The organism is Pannonibacter sp. I15F10I1, from assembly GCF_900185665.1.
Taxonomy (GTDB): Bacteria; Pseudomonadota; Alphaproteobacteria; order Rhizobiales; family Stappiaceae; genus Pannonibacter; species Pannonibacter indicus.
Map to the genome: position 1 here is coordinate 1 of NZ_FYAN01000011.1, position 18352 is coordinate 18352.

The 18352-nt window shown below is 57.0% G+C and carries 11 protein-coding genes and 2 pseudogenes; 10 read left to right on the plus strand and 3 right to left on the minus strand.

Going from position 1 to position 18352, the window contains the following annotated elements:
• Window positions 1–357: 357 nt before the first annotated feature.
• The 7 genes and pseudogenes from IF10I1_RS23140 to IF10I1_RS08620 all read left to right on the plus strand — a co-directional run.
• A pseudogene (locus IF10I1_RS23140) lies at window positions 358–411 on the plus strand (hypothetical protein); the annotation flags it as partial.
• 86 nt (window positions 412–497) lie between these two features.
• Window positions 498–818, plus strand: a pseudogene (locus IF10I1_RS22945) (integrase core domain-containing protein); the annotation flags it as partial.
• Between the two features lie 594 nt (window positions 819–1412).
• Window positions 1413–2237: an ABC transporter permease gene (locus tag IF10I1_RS08600; RefSeq protein WP_186393189.1), complete on the plus strand. Its 825-nt coding sequence runs from the start codon at window positions 1413–1415 to the stop codon at window positions 2235–2237.
• Window positions 2227–3609: an ABC transporter ATP-binding protein gene (locus tag IF10I1_RS08605; protein WP_186393190.1), complete on the plus strand. Its 1383-nt coding sequence runs from the start codon at window positions 2227–2229 to the stop codon at window positions 3607–3609. Before IF10I1_RS08600 ends, IF10I1_RS08605 begins: the two co-directional genes overlap by 11 nt.
• 80 nt (window positions 3610–3689) lie before the next feature.
• Window positions 3690–7364 (plus strand): rhamnan synthesis F family protein, encoded by a 3675-nt coding sequence (locus tag IF10I1_RS08610; protein ID WP_186393191.1) that lies wholly within the window; start codon window positions 3690–3692, stop codon window positions 7362–7364.
• The gene (locus IF10I1_RS08615; RefSeq protein ID WP_186393192.1) at window positions 7361–8350 is read left to right on the plus strand and encodes an NAD-dependent epimerase/dehydratase family protein; all 990 of its coding nucleotides are present in this window, start codon (window positions 7361–7363) and stop codon (window positions 8348–8350) included. The genes IF10I1_RS08610 and IF10I1_RS08615 overlap by 4 nt, the downstream gene beginning before the upstream one ends.
• A complete protein-coding gene (locus IF10I1_RS08620) occupies window positions 8347–10515 on the plus strand; it encodes a glycosyltransferase (protein ID WP_186393193.1) in 2169 nt (722 codons plus the stop codon). Before IF10I1_RS08615 ends, IF10I1_RS08620 begins: the two co-directional genes overlap by 4 nt.
• A 448-nt stretch (window positions 10516–10963) precedes the next feature.
• Here IF10I1_RS08620 and IF10I1_RS08625 read toward each other — a convergent pair whose 3' ends face one another.
• On the minus strand, window positions 10964–12448 hold the full coding sequence (locus tag IF10I1_RS08625) for an aldehyde dehydrogenase family protein (protein ID WP_186393194.1): 1485 nt from the start codon (window positions 12446–12448) through the stop codon (window positions 10964–10966).
• Between the two features lie 33 nt (window positions 12449–12481).
• Window positions 12482–13651, minus strand: a complete 1170-nt coding sequence (locus tag IF10I1_RS08630) for an alanine racemase (RefSeq protein WP_186393195.1) — start codon at window positions 13649–13651, stop codon at window positions 12482–12484.
• A 401-nt stretch (window positions 13652–14052) separates the two neighbouring features.
• On the opposite strand from IF10I1_RS08630, the gene IF10I1_RS08635 reads away from it, so the two are divergent.
• Window positions 14053–14991, plus strand: a complete 939-nt coding sequence (locus tag IF10I1_RS08635; protein WP_186415065.1) for an ornithine cyclodeaminase family protein — start codon at window positions 14053–14055, stop codon at window positions 14989–14991.
• 102 nt (window positions 14992–15093) lie between these two features.
• On the opposite strand, the gene IF10I1_RS08640 is transcribed toward IF10I1_RS08635, so the two are convergent.
• On the minus strand, window positions 15094–16416 hold the full coding sequence (locus tag IF10I1_RS08640) for an FAD-binding oxidoreductase (protein ID WP_186415066.1): 1323 nt from the start codon (window positions 16414–16416) through the stop codon (window positions 15094–15096).
• Window positions 16417–16771: 355 nt separating this feature from the next.
• On the opposite strand from IF10I1_RS08640, the gene IF10I1_RS08645 reads away from it, so the two are divergent.
• Together IF10I1_RS08645 and IF10I1_RS08650 are read left to right on the plus strand one after the other, a co-directional pair.
• Entirely contained in the window at window positions 16772–17020 is a 249-nt protein-coding gene (locus IF10I1_RS08645; protein ID WP_019962830.1) for a helix-turn-helix domain-containing protein, read from the plus strand.
• A complete protein-coding gene (locus IF10I1_RS08650; protein WP_186415067.1) occupies window positions 17021–18340 on the plus strand; it encodes a type II toxin-antitoxin system HipA family toxin in 1320 nt (439 codons plus the stop codon).
• Window positions 18341–18352: the final 12 nt, after the last annotated feature.

The following is an 18352-nucleotide window of genomic DNA, read 5'->3' on the forward strand; positions in this document are numbered from 1 at the left end:
CGTCGACCTAACCGCAATCGATGAACAAACAGACATACCAGTCATCAAAAGCTGGATAACCGAAGACGGACACGTCATCTCAACAATCGGACACCAGCAAACATTCATCGAATTCGGAATCGTATAAGAGGCTGTTTGAAAAAGGCTTTATCGCGCGAGGCTGTGGCGCTTCAAGGTGCCGATGTGGACCACATCGGCACGCAACAGCATGGCGGCTATTGAAAAGAAGACGAGACAGTATCCCAGCGGCCTGACCGGTGAGGAGTGGGGTGCGCTGGAGCCATTGTTGCCGCAGCCTTCCGGCCAGAGCGCAGGAGGACGACCGATCTGCGCGAGGTGGCGAACGCCTTGCACTACATGGTGCGATCGGGCGGCGAGTGGCGGATGCTGCCGGTGCATTTTTCGCCGTGGCAGAAGGTCTATTGGTGGTTCCGGCGTTTCGTGCGTTCGCTGCTGTTTCGCACCATCCATGACGTGGCGCTGATGATCGGCCGCGAGCGTGCGGCCGGCCCGACCAGCATCCTTATGAACTCCTCCTGCAACTGGAGGAGATTGAGCACCGGACGACCAAGGTCAGGCGGCCGCAGTCGAACGGCATCGTCGAGCGCTTCCACCGCACCGTACTCAACGAACACTTCCGCGTCGAAGGCCGCAGAACCTGGTTCGAGACCATCGAGGAGATGCAGGCGGTGCTCGACGAATGGCTCGCCCTCTACAACACCAGGCGACCTCATCAGGGCCGAAACATGGAGGGACGGACACCCCTCAAGGCCTTCGTCGAAGGCCTGAAAAAAGCCCCGAAACGCCTCCGGAAAAAAGGGAGAGACGCTGACAGCCAGACCCAAACAGGCTTCAATGCAACCGGAAACCCGAGCCGCCTGAACCCGCTTCAAACCGCCGCACTGTCAGGTGAATACCATCTCTGTACACATATACATTGAGGCATATCGTGACTTTGTTCAGGAAAACTTAAATTAAAGCGAAAATCCATGAACGCAGCCGTGCTTTATTCGGAGAAAACCTCAACTCGCAGAGCCGTCGCCTGACGAAATGTGCAAAAGATTCTGGACACGATCGATCAGGCTGCTTGGGCTTCCACTCTCTTCCTCCAAAGAGCACCTGCACTCCCCGAATGGGCATCACGCCAGCTGATCGACACAGCAAAACATTGATATATTTACGTCTTTTTTGCGCATATTCTGCCCCGCCATACTGGTCTTGCGGCTGGTGATCAGGCGCTGTATACGGATAAATTCAGTGCAAGAGCCGATGAGTGTCCCCTACCGATGTATGGGATGGCGCGAGCTTGAGCAGAGGCTGGGCAAATACGCATGTCTTTGCACAGCGGAAAATTGACATGAGGTGCCGGGCATTAGGTCCGATTAGAGATACCTCGGCACAAGGCCTACAATATGAATTCTGCCAGTAAAGCCACCCTTGTCTCAAAATTCCATCAACTTTATCAAATTGCCATTCCCCTATTCAGACGCGATATCGCAGCACGTTACCGCGGCTCTGTTATGGGATTGGCATGGACCTTTCTTGTCCCACTGCTGATGCTTGCTGTCTATACTTTCATGTTCGGAAAAGTTTTTCAAATGCGGTGGTCAGCAGATGGAACCGACGAGCCCGGGGGTACGCTTGGCTTTGCGCTAACACTTTTCGTCGGGCTTATGACGCATAGCTATGCAACAGAAGTCCTAACTCGATCACCATCCATCATTCTCGCAAACGCAAACCTTGTGAAGAGAGTTGTTTTTCCACTGGAAATATTTCCAGTTATGACAATCTCAACAGCTCTATTCCAATACTTCATAAGTGTATTTGTTTTCCTATCATTCCAGTTCATTGCAACTGGCAGCATATCCGTTGGCGTTCTTTGGCTCCCATTGATCATTGCGCCTTTCACGCTTCTCCTAACAGGCTTGTCATGGGCGATCTCCGGCGTCTCCGTTTATGTCAGAGACACTGCTCAGTTAATGGGTCTCCTCGCAACGGTCTTGCTCTTCATGTCTCCCGTGTTCTACCCTGTTTCCCGTCTTCCTGAGTCAATTCAGCCAATATTTGCGATAAACCCTCTGACTTTTATTATAGAGCAATCCCGACTGGTAGTTTTTTCACATTCATTGCCCGATTTTTGGGGGTTGGCTATCTATTCCCTCATTTCACTTTTCATCGCGGCCGCCGGTTACACCGCTTTCTCTCGCATGAGACGAGGATTCTCAGATGTCCTGTGACGCAGCGACCGAAATTGCCATCGAAGTTCGCTGCCTGACGAAACAGTTCCGTCTGTTTACGAGGCAAATTCATCGGATCGCTGAACTCGTTTCATTTGGAAGGCAGCGGTATCACACGGCCTTCACAGCACTGAACAGCGTTTCCTTTACCGTAAAAAAAGGCGAGGCTGTTGGCATTATAGGAAAGAACGGGTCTGGCAAGTCGACCTTGCTGCAAATGATCTGCGGCACTCTCACACCGACAAGTGGTGAAATCCTAATAAAGGGCAAGGTCGCAGCACTTCTGGAACTCGGTGCGGGATTCAATCCTGAATTCACGGGACGTGAGAACGTCTACCTCAACGCTGCACTTTATGGCTTGACCAAGTCTGAAGTAGATCAGCGCTTTGACAAGATCACCCAGTTTGCTGATATTGGCCAATTTATCGATCAGCCTGTAAAGACATATTCAAGTGGTATGTTTGTGCGCTTAGCATTTGCCGTAATTGCACATGTCGATGCGGATATACTCGTTATCGATGAGGCTCTTGCAGTTGGGGACGTTGCCTTCGGTCAGAAATGCATGCGATTCCTACGGGCTTTTCGCGAAAGAGGCACCATCCTATTCGTCAGTCATGACACTGCTGCGGTCATCGGTCTATGTGATCAAGCCATTTGGCTGGACAGCGGAGAACTGAAGGCAGAGGGCCGGGCAAAAGACGTTTGTGAGCTTTATTTCGGTCACGTCTTTGGCGATGCGAAAGCTTCCGACGATGATACTCCGCTAGAAGACGAACCCGACAGTAGCCCAAGAGTAACAGTTGCACCAGAAGACTGGCTGGACTGCCGCCAGAAATGGATTAACGGCAGCAATCTTCGCAACGACATTGAGCTGTTTGCATTTGAGCCAAATAGCGGAGGAGATTTTGGATCTGGAGGAGCCCGAATTGAAGACGTGCGCTTTGTAGATACAAAAAACCGCCCATACCGCTGGATTGTTGGTGGAGAAGAGGTCATTTTGGCGGTCGAAGTAAAAGCGCTGATAGACCTGTCGCGTCCAATCGTCGGCTTCTATGTCAAGGACCGGCTGGGTCAGGCGCTCTTTGGCGACAATACCTTTCTTACAACCCTCAATGAGGACGGCAGCAGCACTACCTCGTTTAGGGCGGGAGAGCGGTTTACAGCGACCTTCAGATTTCCGATGCCCGCGCTACCCAAAGGATCTTACGTCATAGCCGTGGCTGTGGCTGATGGGACCCAGGAAGAGCATGTGCAGCATCACTGGATGCATGATGCACTGATATTTAAATCGCATAGTAGTCAGACGGTCAGCGGGCTTGTAGGAATTCCTATGCTTGATATCTCGCTCGCTCCCGCAAATAGCGCGACTTAACTTGCAACTGGAAGCCCATCTGCGCATCACATCCAGTTCAAAGGTATGCCTGCGCAGATGACTCGAACCTGAGTTGGATTATGGCAGAGACAGTCGAAATAGTACCGTCCCATATGAATTCGCTCTGGCGTCTCATGAGCGCTGACGCCACGGGGCTGGAGCCTGCCTTGACACGTCCAGAGCGTTTGGTTTTCCCTGATTCATGGGCAGGGCATCTGCCATTCGCATTCTGGATCGTCGCGACAGCAAAGCCGAGGCGGTACGTCGAGCTCGGCGTGCACACTGGCAACTCGTATTGCGCAATAGCTCAGGCTGTCACCGCGTTTCGGCTCGACACTTTGTGTTTCGGCGTGGACCATTGGTTCGGCGACGTTCAGGCTGGCCTCTATGGTGAGGATGTCTATGCCGACCTGAAGGCATGGCATGATCCGCGTTATGGGCAATTTTCAAGATTGATGCGCATGAGCTTTGCGAACGCAAGGGCCTATATCGAAGATGCGAGCGTAGATCTCCTCCACATCGACGGCCTTCATACATATGAGGCCGTCCGTGAGGACTTCGAGACTTGGGAGTCAAAACTTAGCGATCGTGCGATCGTATTGTTCCATGACACCAATGTGTTCAAGGAAGGCTTTGGTGTTTGTGATTACTGGCGCGAGATAAAGTCCCGCTACCCAACATTCGAATTCCTCAACTCAAATGGTCTCGGTGTCGCATATGTGGGCAGCCAGCCTCTGGAAACGCTGCCTGCAGCCGTCGCTTCACTCTTTTCGCTAACCGCGGAAGAAACCGCAGCCGTCCGGCTTTACTTCTCGTGTTTGGGAGATGCACATATTGATGCGATCCGGAGCACGGAAACACGGCGCCGCGCTGAAGAGACTGCAGAGCAGCTTCATAAAGCGTACAGCGATCTAGCTGCGCTGGACCAGGACCGGTCCGCTATACTTAGCGCGCGCACGGAACTACAGCACAAAGCTGTCAAATGGGATCAGCTGTATGTCAAGACAGGTGGAGCCATCAGTGTTGATATTGATGAGTTAAGTTTGGCCTTGGGACGTCTTTACAACAGTGACAATCCTCAGGCACGGCGCGACAGGGATATCCTGAAACGCCAATTTACTGAACTTGTAAAGACCGGTACGCTGACTCCACAATATAAGGACCTTGCCCTGCGTGCGGGCAAGCATGCCCTGAAGAAGATCGGCGTAGCCCTCGGCCGGCCAGTAAGCACGGATGAGGATAGTGCCATCGCATCCATTCGGGACAGCGGTTTTTTTGATGAGGGCCACTACACCCTCGCGGCCGAAGCTCGTGCCGCCGGTGTTGATCCGCTTGAGCACTATCTGCAGGTTGGTGAGGCGAAGCGTGTTGCTCCTTCAGCGCAATTTGATCCGGACTACTATGCCCGTCGCAATCCAGATGTGGCACAGTCCGGCTTTGGCCTGTTAAGACATTTTGTTCTGTTTGGAAGAAACGAACAACGACCGGGTATTACTCCTGCCAAAAGAATGACTCTTCCAACGTTGACACAGTCAGAACGCCCGCGCGTACTGTTGGTGCTTGGCAGTGATCCATATTTCACAAATTCTTGCTGGATCAGCGTTTCGAGGCAGATCAGCAAGACACACGACATCATTGCCTTTGTCAATGCGGGAACACCATTGCCTGCTGGCGTCTCTGACATTATGAGCGCCGTCGTAACCTTACCGGACGAGCCAGACATGGAAGGAAAGGACCGCAACGAAGCTCTTTCGCGGCTGGTAGACGAGTTACAACCGTCCTTCGCCCTTGTGATGTCAGTGAGTAGCCGTATTAATGTCAGGGGCTTGGCGGCTGCAGGTTTGGGCGTTGTGCAGGTCGTTGACGCATTTTCGTCCTCTGTCCGCCCGTATGGCAGCGCCTATGAGTTTCTTCCCTGGGCACACCGGCTCGTGTTCCCCTCCAGGGCAGTGGTAGAATCCTTCGCCGCGGAACACCCATATCTCTCCCGGCGCCAGATGAACATTCTGCCGCCTGCGGCAGAGCTCACTCCTGCGCGGCCAGACCGAGGCTTTGGAACGGAGCAATATCATCTGGAAGTCCGGAAGCTTGTCCGCCCGGCCCAGCATCAGGATGATTTCATCGTGCTAGGCTCCGGTGAGCTGACACCCGCATCAGGTATAGAAGCATTCATCGCGCTGGCAGCTGAAACCGGTGCAAGTGACCGGCAAGGTAGAGCATTGCGCTATATCTGGGTGACACAGGGGAGCTCAGCGTACCAAGACGGTAGATATGAAGATATCATACAAACACTTATCAAAAAAAGCGGCATCAAAGAATACATTTCCATCTTGAATGCGGAGAATGACCTCTCCGCCATTATGGATTGCGTCGATATCTACGCTTCTGTGTCGGTTTCTGATGCAATGTCGCAGATTTCAATTGCGGCTTTGAGATCAGGTACTCCTGTTGTATGCATTGATAATGCAAACTCTATTGCAGAAATTTTGAAGTCTCAGGATGAAACGCGACGCCTGGTTGCCCCACATTTGAGAGCATCCTCTCTTGCGGACATAGTCCTGCGCCTCTCCAGCGACAAAGTCTTCTATTCTCAGGCGCAGAAGGCTTGCCTTTCTTTCGGAGCTAACGTGTTCAGCGTAGAAAGCTATGCCGACGGCCTACGGAAGTGCGGTGAGGAAGCCCGTCAAGAAGCACTGGCGATCGGCCGTGACTATGAGCGGATTGCCAAGGCGAGACCTTCAGCTTTTGACGAAGCTGTTTTTGGCGGCAGCTGGCCTGCTGACCGGTATCCTCAAGATTTGCTGCACACTTATCTGCTCAGATCGCGAATTGCGCGCGCATTGCCCGGAACTTCACCAAGTGGGCTCAGACGCCCAATTGCCGGCTTTAATCCTGTGATCTACGCAGAAGACTGCAAGGACTATGACGGGAGTTGTGATCCTTTGGCGCATTGGCTGGAAAAAGGGCGGCCTGAAGGACGCTGGGCTCACGCGCTTGTTCATCTCAGCGGGGCCGCGCCAGCACCGACCAGTTTGAAGGCTCTTGTCCATGGACACTTCTATTACATTGACCTGCTGCAGGATTTTCTGACGCGACTTAGTCATAATGCGAGCGTGTTTGACCTCATCGTCACAGTGCCTGACGACGAAAAGGCGGCTGTAGCGCAAGAAATTATGTCGAAGGCGGGCCTCAAGGGGCAACACAGTATTTCTGTTGTGGGTAACAAAGGCCGCGATATTGGACCATTCTTGAGTGGAATAGATAGAGATTTACTGTCGCGCTATGATGTTGTCGGTCATTTTCATGGGAAAAAATCACCCCATGTTGAGAAACAAACTGGCGACCAATGGAGAGAGTTTCTGTGGGAACATCTGATCGGTAACAAGGTTCCTGCCGCAGACGTTTGTCTGGGTGCATTTTCTGCTGATCCGCGGCTGGGACTCGTTTTCCCGGAGGACGCACATATCCATGGATGGGATCAAAACTTTGACACCGCGCAGGAACTTGCACGCCGGATGGGACGTATTGCTGAGCTGCCAAGATCATTCGAGTGGCCAATCGGAACTATGTTCTGGGCAAGAACAGAAGCCCTGAAGCCACTTTTCGACCTGAAACTGGACTGGGCAGACTATCCGGCTGAACCGCTGCCAAGCGACGGCACATTACTCCATGCAATTGAACGCGTCATTCCTTTTGCTGTTGAGCAAGCAGGGTTCGGCTATGCCGCTTCATATCTGCCGGAGATCCAAAGATGACAGTGCACTTGATCCTTGGAGGAAACGGTTTCATCGGGCGTCATGTGGCACTTGCTCTTCACCGTCGCGGTGAAACAGTTATCCTGGCGGATGTGACCGACCCCTCTCCGGCTCTACTCGAACTCTTGCCGGTCAAACACCGCAAAGTCACCACACTCAATCCAGATTGGGAGGAGGTTCTGGAAGGCGCCGATGTAGTTCATCACTACGCATGGACCACGATTCCCTCTTCGGCAGATGCAGATCCATTGGTAGATTTCGATTCAAACCTACGCGAGACAATTCGCCTCCTGGAGGTTCTGAAGAAACGCAAGCAAGCTGGCGGACTCGGAACGAAGGTTGTCTTTTCCTCCTCCGGCGGAACAATCTATGGCCCGGTCAGACGCACACCCGTGACCGAGATCGAGCCCTACGACCCGATAAACGCCTATGGCGCCTCGAAGTCGGCAGCAGAGGTCTATTTGAAATATTACCGCAAGGCCCATGGGATCGACTGCCGTATCGCGAGAATTTCAAACCCCTACGGTGCTGGGCAGAATCCGGCAAAGCGCCAGGGAGCAGCCAGCACATTTCTGTTTCAAGCACTCGATGCCAAACCGATCTCCATCTGGGGAGATGGGGAAGTCGTGAGAGACTATATTCATATAGCGGATTTAACGGCGGCGCTTTTGGCTTTAAGCGATGCATCTCACAAAGCAATCAATGAGGCGCAGTCACCGGTTTTTAATATAGGAAGTGGTGAAGGCATTTCCTTGAATAGAATTCTGGATGTACTTCGCACTCAGCTGTGCTTGAGTCCTAGCGTCAGCTATCAGACTGCCAGGAGCTTTGACGTTCCGGTGAGCATTTTGGACATATCCAAAGCATGCCGGATCTTGGAGTGGAAACCCAAGCTTAGTTTTGAAGAAGGCTACTCTCTGATGCTTGCCGACGTTCGCGGCGGATCAGCTCTTTTTTCAACTCTTTTGGATTCGCTCCCGCAATGACAAACACAGTATCGACCTCCCCATTGGTTTCGGTCATCATCCCCGTCTATAATCACGGCCGTTATATTGTTGACGCGCTGATGTCAGTTGTGCAGCAGGACTGGCGGCCGCTCGAAATAATTGTCATCGACGACGGTTCAAAGGACGATAGCGTCCAAAAGCTTGAAGCTGCTGTTGCTAACTTGCAGATTGCCCCGGATCTAACGATACAAATTTCCAGCAGAGAGAACCGGGGAGCTCATAATACGATCAATGAGGGCCTGGAACGTGCACGCGGCGAATATTTGGCTATTTTGAACTCGGATGACTACTACCTCCCAGGACGTATACGGCGCTGCGTAGAGGCAGCACTGGCGCACAAGGCACGTTTTGTCTTCACATATGTTGATCCGATTGATGATGACGGAGCCCCGCTTCCGGCAGAGCACAGGTGGCGTCATTGGTATGCCGATCTGAAGATGCAAGAACTGGATATTGCGCCAAGCATTTCACAGCTCCTTTTACGTTACAATATTGGCGTCTCTACCGGTAATTTTTTCTTCCATAAGTCGCTCATCCAGGAGATCGGTTTATTTAACGACTTTCGCTACGCGCACGATCTCGACTTCATGTTGAGAGTAAGTGCTCTCGAGGAGCCTGTTCTCATCAGGGATAAACTCTACGCATATCGTATTCACGCTAGCAATACGATTGGTGAGAGCGACAATCTCATCACGGACGAGGTTGCTCGCATCGTTAGATCATATCTGAAACGCTCTGCAGAGGTACACCCAGCCAATCCACTTGCTCCAAGGCTGGATCATGGCTGTTATACTCTTGCAACCACAGTTTGGCCGCCACATCTGGAGAAGGCTGTCGACGGTCTTATGCATGATCCGTCTTTAGCTCGTACACACCGTTCCACTTCTGAACCGGAAGATCTTGCAACCGCTCCGCAAAAGGGAACCGAGCGTTCTCAGATAACCTTGATTAGTCACGAGCTTAGCCGAACGGGAGCCCCCGTTCTCCTGAGAGACGTTGCCTCAGCATTGCATCAGTTGAATGTGTCGACACATGTTATCAGCTTGGGCACAGGCCCTCTTGCAGATGACTATGCGAGAATGAAAAGCCCTGTGGTGACGGAAGACACTTTATCGCACCTCTTGAGCAAAGCTGGTGGCTTTCTTATGCAACTGGCCGACGACCGGCGTGTTCCGGTACTCGCCAAACGTCCGTTGACGTTCTCAGCTAAACTGTCAGGTGCCCTAGGAGCCAGGATCCGCATACTACGGTACAGAATGAAGACATCCGGAAAAGGCCCCTTGCTGGTGAACTCATTCGCCAGCTGGCCATTGGCCTTGCCTTTGCTTGAAAAGTGGAACGGCCCTGCTTTCTGGTACATACATGAAACCTATGAGCCATCCCTAGTCATGCGATCCGGCCGCCATCTTACACGTCTGCGGCGTTTGGCAGACCAGAAGCGTGTTGTCTTTTTGTTCGGATCGGACGCCACAAGACAGAAATGGGCCGATGAAGGTTATGACGGCGAGGTCTTCTACTGGAGCGGCTTGAAGCACTCAAGCGGCTCCAGGCTAGTCCTGGATCAGGTGCAAGCAAGCACCAAACGTGTCATCCTGTCTGTGCAGTCAACAGGCCCGAGGAAAGGTACATGGAATCTCATCGAGGCCTTCGCAGAGGGTATCAAAAAAGGATTGATAGCCGATGATGTCCAGCTTCACATCATTGGAGCTCATGCGCCGTCGCGGAACGCGCTTAGCAGAGATCTCTTGGTGCGAGTCCTAAAAAATGATCTGAGAGACCGGGTCCAGCTCATTCCGAACCTTGCGCCGGAAGAGCTCTCCGCACATTATGCCTCTGCTTCCGTCTATGTCCAATCATCGACAATGGAATGCCTGCCGCTAGCGCTCTTGAATGCAATGGCTTTTGGTCTTCCAATTGTCTCCACTGATGCCGACGGCTGCCGTGAAGCGATCCTGCACGAGCGAACTGGTCTCCTGATCCCGCCACGCCAACCTGAAATGATGGCCATGGCGCTGGGAGCTTTGCTAAATGATACTGGAAAATCAGAGGCACTTGCGAAAAATGCGAGGAAGCTCTTTGAAGAAAAGTTCGCTGTAGAAGTCACTGCCCCCAAGCTCATGGAGCGCATCATCAGCACAGCGTGAAGCGTTGATGTCTTTTGTGGCGGACAGCGGCGGGGGGTATGCTGCCCGGAAATTCTGCTCCGCCTCCGAGGGATGAAACCCGGCAGGGATCAGCCGCCGTTCCCTGATCAGAAACAGCGCCAGTGACATGACGTTACCCAATTGCTGGAATTAGCAAAATTCGTATCTTCTGATTGTATCAATCAGATTTTCTGATCAAATAGCCGGAAACTTGGTTTGACTATGGAATTCATGACGTTAGGTCAGTTCCAGGCAGGGGTACGCGGGAACCCTGATCCGTCCATACCATCCAAACCCTGCAACAGGTCAAAGATCCCGCATCGTTGGGCCAAACACCTGAGACCAGCAGTCGTCTGCTCGCCGCTGACACTGTCCCTCACAAAAGCAGACAGCGTCCGGCACGGTGTGTCCGGACGCTGTCAACAAGCAACAACAGAAGCGGCCGAACCTAGGCCTCCTGATAGTATCCCAGCACCGACTTGACTTCGAGATATTCCAGCATGCCCTCAAGGCCATATTCGCGCCCGTTGCCGGACTGCTTGTAGCCGCCGAACGGGGCGTGGGGGTCCCAGGCCGGATAGTTCAGGTGCACCTGGCCGGAGCGGATCTGCGAGGCCACGTGCCGGACCAGATCCATGTCGCTGCCCTGAACATGGGCTCCGAGGCCATAGACCGTGTCGTTGGCGATGGCGACGGCTTCCTCAACCGTGTCATAGGGAAGGATGCAGAGCACCGGCCCGAACACCTCATCCTGTGCGATGCGCATATCCGTGCGCACGTCTGAGAAGATGGTGGGCTTGACGAAGAACCCGGCCTTGAGGCCGTCCGGGCGGCCCTGCCCGCCAGTCAACAGCTTGGCGCCTTCGGCAATGGCGGCGCCGATCATGGTCTGGATGCGGTCAAACTGGGCGCGATTGGCGATGGCCCCGTGCGTTGCCGTTTCCACAAAGGGATCCCCGACAACGATCTCGGCCGCAGCCTTGACGGCGAGTGCCTCGACCTCGGCCAGCCGCTCGCGCGGCACGATCATGCGGGTTGGTGCGCTGCAAGACTGTCCCAGATTGCGGAAGCTGGCAGCAACGCCGGGGGGCACTGCACGCGCGAGATCGGCATCCGGCAGGATAACGTTGGGCGATTTGCCCCCGAGTTCCTGCGCCACACGCTTCACCGTAGCTGCGGCGGTCTGCGCCACCGCAATGCCGGCACGGGTGGAGCCGGTTATGGAAATCATGTCGACATCAGGATGCGCGGCGAGCGCCGTCCCAACATCCGGGCCGTTGCCGTGGACGAGGTTGAACACCCCCTCCGGGAAACCCGCCTGCTCGATGGCTTCGGCGAAAAGCAGCGCACTCAGCGGCGACAGTTCGCTCGGCTTCAGCACCACGGTGCAACCTGCGGCAAGGGCCGGAGCCACCTTGGCCGTGATCTGGTAGAGCGGCCAGTTCCACGGCGTGATCAGCGCGCAGACGCCGATTGCCTCGCGTGCGATGGCGGTCTGGCCACGCCGCTCGATAAACTGGAAGTCCGCAAGGATCTCCCGTGCGGCCTTCACATGGGCGATGGCCAGCGGCACCTGGGCGCTCCGCGCGTAACTGATCGCGGCGCCCATTTCGAGGCTGAGGCACTGCGCGATGCGTTCGCTCTGCGCCTCGAGCTGCTGCTGCAGACGTTCCAGCAGCGCAGCGCGTTCGCCCGGCTGCGTCCGGCTCCAGCTGGCGAACGCCCCCCGCGCGGCAGCCACCGCAGCATCCACATCAGCGCTATTTCCGAGAGGAACCCGCGCGATGATCTCTTCGGTGGCCGGATTGACCACATCGGCATGGGCAGCGCCCTTGGGGGAAACCCATTGGCCGCCGATGTAGAAAAGGCCGAGATGGCCGTTGTCGGCGAGGTGCGTGAGCGGGGACACCGCCCCGCCAGATGTCAGTTTCATCTTGCTTCGTGCCTCTTGTCGTAGCGGCGGCCTTCACCAGCCGCGAATGCGTTCCCAGCGCGCCTCGATACCGGCATCCTCGCCGTCAACAACGCTGTAAAACCCGTGCTGGGCGGCCATGGCGCAGGCATGGTTGGGCAGAATGCGGACCCTTGTGCCGACGGGCAGATCCGGCATGGTCCTGCCCGAGCCGGGCCGGATGGACAGGATGCCGTGCTCCTGGCTTGCCTGCGAGACGATCACGTCCTCAATCACCCGCCCGGCTTCGTCGCAAACCACGCCATAGCCCTGGTCAACGCGCTGGCTTGCCGTGCCACGGTCACGCGACAGAGCCATCCAGCCGGCATCGACCAGGATCCAGCCCTTCTCCGGCTTGACGCCGATCACCGAGGCGAGCACGGAAATGGCGATGTCATCCTTGCTGCAGACCCCGACGCCGTGCTGGACAAGGTCAAAGAACATGTAAACGCCCGCGCGCAGCTCCGTGACACCCTCGAGGTTCCGCGCAAAGTGGGCGGTCGGGGTGGAGCCCAGGCTGACGACCGGGCAGGCATGGCCATGCGCCCGCAGGATTTCGGCGGCCCGGACCGTCGCCACCCGCTCGCTCTCGGCGGCGGCGATCAGGGCTTCAGGCGTGTTCAATCCATAGGACTCACCGGCATGCGCCAGAACTCCGAGAAGCTTGGCGCCCGCCGCACCAACGCGCCCGGCCACCTTGATGAGCTTGGGGTCGTCGGGCTTGAGCCCGCCGCGATGATCATCGACATCCAGTTCGATCAGCACCGAAGGGACCACCCCGGCCGCTTCGCGCACCGCAGCCAGGGCATCGGCCTGTTCCACCGTGTCGAGCAGCAGTTTGAGGTCTGCGCCCGTGCGGGCGCAAAGCTCCATGGCGCGCAGGGCAGAAGCAGGCGACAGGCCCACTGCATAAGTCATGTCACGATAGCCGTGGCTGGCGAAATACTCGGCCTCGGCAATCGTGGAGACGGTGATCGGCCCCGGCCCATCCGGAAAGACACGCCGCGCCACGTCAATGCTCTTTGCGGTCTTCATATGCGGGCGCAGGACCACGCCCAACTGCCGCGCGTGATCAGCCAGCCGGGTGATATTGCGGTCGAGCTTGCTGCGGTCGAGCAGAAGCGATGGCGTGACGAGACCGTGGATCGATTGCGGGTGCGGGCTGGTTTGTTCTGCGGTTTGCATGGGTGGCGCGATCCTCATCACTGGCCGAAGGATTGATTTTCAGGGGCGGAGCTGAGGGCCGTCCTGCGGCCCAGGCAGATCTTTGAAGAACCGGATGCCATTGCCCTGCGCCGGAGGCGTGGCGATGGTCATGCAAGCCGCAGTGTCTCTAACGCTCTGGCTTGCCACAGGTGCAACGGGGTCCGGCTTCTGTTGAAGTCACGGTCAGGATGACATCCTCCGTCAAGGCGCCCCTGCCGTTTGGCGCAGCCAAGCCAGTGGAATCATTCGTTTTTGCCGTTCAATCAGCACAATTGACGGCGGCCATGCGGGCAAAGATGCAGCCTGCCCCCTGAAACCGCCGCCCCTGACACTGCCCGGTCAGCGGCCTGCGGCGTTCCACGCGCAATCGGAGACCCAGGATGATCTATGTGAGCGAAGAAGAATCCGCCGCAATGGTGACGCATGAGCTGGCATTCGAGGCGGCGCGCCAGGCGCTCGCTGCTGCAGCCTCCGGCCAGAGCGGCGTCTTTCCGGCTGTCCTGGGGCACTCCAAGGATCCAACCAACAGGTTCTCCCTGAAGTCGGGCTGGTCGGACGAGCTGACCGGCGTGAAGGTCGGCTCCTTCTGGTCCGGAAACCCGGCCATCGGCCTGCCGCGGCACAATTCGACCATCGTACTGCTCGATCAGCGGACCGGCCGTCTGCGCGCCGTGCTTGAGGGCGGCAAGGTCAACGCCTACCGGACCGCCGCCGCCGATGCGGTTGCCGCCAGCCTGCTGGCCCGCAAGGATTCCAGGACCCTTGCCGTCTTCGGGTCCGGCAATCAGGCCAGCTTCGAGATTGCCGCCCTCGCAAGGATCCGGCCGGTTACGGAGGTGCTGGTCGTCTCCCGCCCATCCGAGCGGCTGGACGCCTTTGTCGGGCAAGTCTCTCAGACCGGGCTCAAGGCCCGCGCGGTTTCGGCCCAGGAAGCGGTGCAGGCCGCCGATATCATCGTCACGGCAACCCCTTCACGTGAGCCGCTGTTCGATGCCGGCTGGGTTCGCCCCGGCACGCATGTGGTCAGCATGGGGTCGGATGCGCCCGGCAAGCACGAATTGCCCGAAGGTCTCTACCCGCGTGCGAGCCTTTTCTGCGATCTGCTGTCCCAATCCGTCCAGATCGGTGATTTCCAGCACGCGCGGCAGGAGATCGAAGCGGGCACTCTCAAGGTTACGCAGATCGGCGATGTCATCGAGGGACGGGCGCCCGGACGCCGCAGCGATGAGGAGATCACCGTCTTCGACAGTTCGGGAATTTCTCTTCAGGACCTGTTCATCGCCGATGCGCTGATCCGTGCCAAGACACAGCAAGGCTGACACGCCAGATCAGGCGGCTGCGAACCGGGGGGACGGCGGATGCCAGCTCCCCCGGCCAATATGCGGGCCGCCCGCTCAGCACTGACGCATCACGCCCGGATATCAGATGGCGGAGACGTCCAGCTTCGAGCCATCAACCAGACGCGACAGGCGGAACGGCGCCGGATCGACGCTGGGCGTGTCGTTGACGATGAGTTCAGCGGCCAGATAGCCCAGCCCCGGCCCCAGACCAAAGCCATGGCCCGAACAGCCCGCCGCGAGCACCAGCCCCTCAACCTTGTCCACCTTGGAGACCACAGGCACCGCGTCCGGCGTGCAATCGACGAAGCCGCCCCAGGCGCTTTCGATCTTGATGCCCTCCAGCTGGGGGAAGGTCTTGCTGACGCTCTCCACCACCTGGCGGATCAGCCATTTCAACGGCGGCGGGTCCAGCTCCCGGTTCTTTTCAAAGATCCGGTCGTCGGTGGCCAGCAGGGCAGACAGTGAATCCGGCCCGGACAGGAACGACTTGCCAATGCCGAGTTTGACATTCTTCAGCCGGCGGATGAATTGCGGCATGAATTCCCGGCTGTAGCGGATGGCCTGGGGCGTGATCTCGAGGTTCGCCTTGCCGCTGATGGCAAGTGTGTAGCTTCCGTCCAGCCGGCGCGTGATCGTGCAATAGGGCGTGGAAATCGCCTCGCCGATGTTGACCGTGGGGGCGGAGCGCAGCGCAGTCTGGCGGATGCTCGCCTGCGGGAAGCTGACCCCAAGCGGCCTCAGGAACCGCGAGGACCAGGCACCCGCCGAACACAGCACGGCGCTGGTCTTGATATAGCCCTTCTCCGTGTGCACACCGGCGATCCTGCCATTGGCCAGATCAATCCCCCGGGCGGCGCATCCCTGATGGATCGTGGCGCCCAAAGCTCTGGCCCCTTCCGCGATCGCAGGCGCGGCGAGTGCTGGCTCGGCCTTGCCATCGTGCTCCGAATAGGTGCCGCCAACCCATTTGCCACGTGTCTCGGGAACGCGCTCGGCCAGCTCGGCCCGGCTGAGCACGCGGGTGCCGACGCCATAATCCCGGGCGACTTCACGCCATTTTTCCCAGCCGGCGAGCACCGCTTCGTCATGGGTCGCATAAACAAGGCCGCAACGCCGGAAGCCGAGATCCCGGTTGATGTCCCGGGTCAGCTCGTCCCACAGCCGCATGGAGATCACCGAGAGCGGCAACTCCCGCCTGTCGCGGTTCTGCTGGCGGCACCAGCCCCAGTTCCGGCTCGATTGTTCGCAGGCGATATGCCCCTTCTCGAGCAGAGCCACAGACAGGCCCCGCTTTGCCAGGAAATAGGCAGCGGTGGCGCCGAGGATGCCCCCGCCAACAATAACGGCATCGGCCTCAGCCGGAAGGCGTTCATCGCTCGGAATGCGTTCGACTATGGGCGACATGTTCCAATCAACCTCGGCTGCAGGACTGCGGACACAAAGGCCCGATCAGCCCTTCATCGCACCATGCCGGCAAAACAATGCGCCGAAATCACCCAGAACGCCGCCAGATCTGCGGTCTTTTGGGCCGTCCGGCCGGTACGATCTGCTCACGCCCGGCAGGGTCTGGTTCTGCATCCAACGGGGTGCCCGTTTGGCCTGACACCAGTATTCAAGCAAGTCAGCGCCATACATACGCTAAAGCGTATTATTTTAATTTATACGCCGCTCCGTATAACGCAATTTTATACCTTGTAGCGTATAAATTATTTTGATACGCTGGGGCGTATAGGATGAGCAGCCGCGCCTGCGAGGTTTCATGAGCACCATTGTCCGCATCCCATTCCAGATTGGCGCCGCCATACGGCGGCAGCGCAAACTGAAAGGCCTGACACAAGCCCAGCTTGGTCAAAAGACCGGCCTGCGGCAGGCGACAATCTCTCAATTGGAAAAGGGTGAAGGCGGCGCCCAGCTGAAAACGCTGACTGACGTTCTCTCCGCCCTCAATCTCGAACTCGTCATCCAGGAGCGCACCACCTCCCCGGTCAGCTTCGAGGACATCTTCTGAATGGCGCGCAAGAGACAAAACCCTCCGCTACAGGTGCTGATCAACGGGCGCAGGGCAGGTCTGCTCATGCAGGAAGCCAACGGCGCCGTCTTGTTCAGCTATGAAAGGGACTGGCTGGATTGGGAACATGCCTTTCCGGTCTCCCTATCCCTGCCCTTGCGCGAAGAGCGCTATTCCGGTGCTGCCGTCATTTCCTTCTTTGAAAACCTGCTGCCGGACAACGTCGGAATACGCCGTCAGGTCGCTGCAAGGGTGAAGGCGCACGGCACGGATGCCTACAGCCTGCTCAGCAAGATCGGCGGCGACTGCGCTGGAGCGCTTCAATTCCTTGCAGAGGATGCTGATCCGGGCAAGGCCGGAACCATCTCCGGACACCCGATCAGCGATGAAGGTATCGCCCGGAAAATCGCAGCCCTCAAGATGGCGCCGCTAGGTATGGATGGCGAGGACGCATTCAGGATTTCAATTGCAGGCGCGCAGGAAAAGACCGCCTTGCTGCGCCATGCCGGGCAATGGATGGTCCCCGATGGGACGACACCCACGACACATATCATCAAGCCTCAGATCGGCCAGCTTCCGGACGGTATCGACCTCAGCAACAGCATCGAGAATGAATATCTCTGCCTGCGCCTCTGTGCGGCTTTCGGCCTCCCGGTAGCCAATGCCGGGATCGTGGATTTTGCTGGCACCAAGGCCCTTGCTATCGAGCGTTTCGACCGCTTCTGGACAGCTGATGGCCGCCTGCTGCGGCTGCCGCAGGAGGATATGTGTCAGGCGCTGTCCGTACCGCCCGAGCGCAAATACCAGGCGGATGGCGGGCCGGACAATCAAGCTGTCATGACGCTGCTGAAGGGCAGCGATAGGCCGGAGGAGGATCAACGCGCCTACCTCAAGGCTCAGATCGTCTTCTGGCTGATTGGAGCGACGGATGGCCACGCCAAGAACTTCAGTATCTTCCTGCGGACCGGAGGCCGCTACCAGCTGACCCCGCTGTATGATGTGCTGACAGCACAGCCGAGTGTTGATGCCGGTCAGGTGGATATCAGCAGGTTCAAGATGGCCATTTCGGCAGGGGACCGCAATCACTACAAGATCGCCAGCATTACGCCACGCCACTTCCTTCAGACGGCAGGACGGTGTGACTTTGATCCGGCCATCATCGCCCGGGAACTCGAAACGCTGCTCGACACAGGCCACGCAGCCGCGCAGGCCTGCATCTCTTCACTACCCGGCTCCTTTCCTGAAGAGTTGGTGCACTCAACCCTGCAAGGCATGAGATCCCGCCTTCGCAGCATCGAACTCTGGCGCAACGCCAACTGACGCAGCTTGAGG

Coding starts and splice junctions, on each gene's coding strand:
- IF10I1_RS08600 (WP_186393189.1), top strand. CDS start 1,413: ATGAATTCTGCCAGTAAAGCCACCCTTGTCTCAAAATTCCATCAACTT.
- IF10I1_RS08605 (WP_186393190.1), top strand. CDS start 2,227: ATGTCCTGTGACGCAGCGACCGAAATTGCCATCGAAGTTCGCTGCCTG.
- IF10I1_RS08610 (WP_186393191.1), top strand. CDS start 3,690: ATGGCAGAGACAGTCGAAATAGTACCGTCCCATATGAATTCGCTCTGG.
- IF10I1_RS08615 (WP_186393192.1), top strand. CDS start 7,361: ATGACAGTGCACTTGATCCTTGGAGGAAACGGTTTCATCGGGCGTCAT.
- IF10I1_RS08620 (WP_186393193.1), top strand. CDS start 8,347: ATGACAAACACAGTATCGACCTCCCCATTGGTTTCGGTCATCATCCCC.
- IF10I1_RS08625 (WP_186393194.1), bottom strand. CDS start 12,448: ATGAAACTGACATCTGGCGGGGCGGTGTCCCCGCTCACGCACCTCGCC.
- IF10I1_RS08630 (WP_186393195.1), bottom strand. CDS start 13,651: ATGCAAACCGCAGAACAAACCAGCCCGCACCCGCAATCGATCCACGGT.
- IF10I1_RS08635 (WP_186415065.1), top strand. CDS start 14,053: ATGATCTATGTGAGCGAAGAAGAATCCGCCGCAATGGTGACGCATGAG.
- IF10I1_RS08640 (WP_186415066.1), bottom strand. CDS start 16,416: ATGTCGCCCATAGTCGAACGCATTCCGAGCGATGAACGCCTTCCGGCT.
- IF10I1_RS08645 (WP_019962830.1), top strand. CDS start 16,772: ATGAGCACCATTGTCCGCATCCCATTCCAGATTGGCGCCGCCATACGG.
- IF10I1_RS08650 (WP_186415067.1), top strand. CDS start 17,021: ATGGCGCGCAAGAGACAAAACCCTCCGCTACAGGTGCTGATCAACGGG.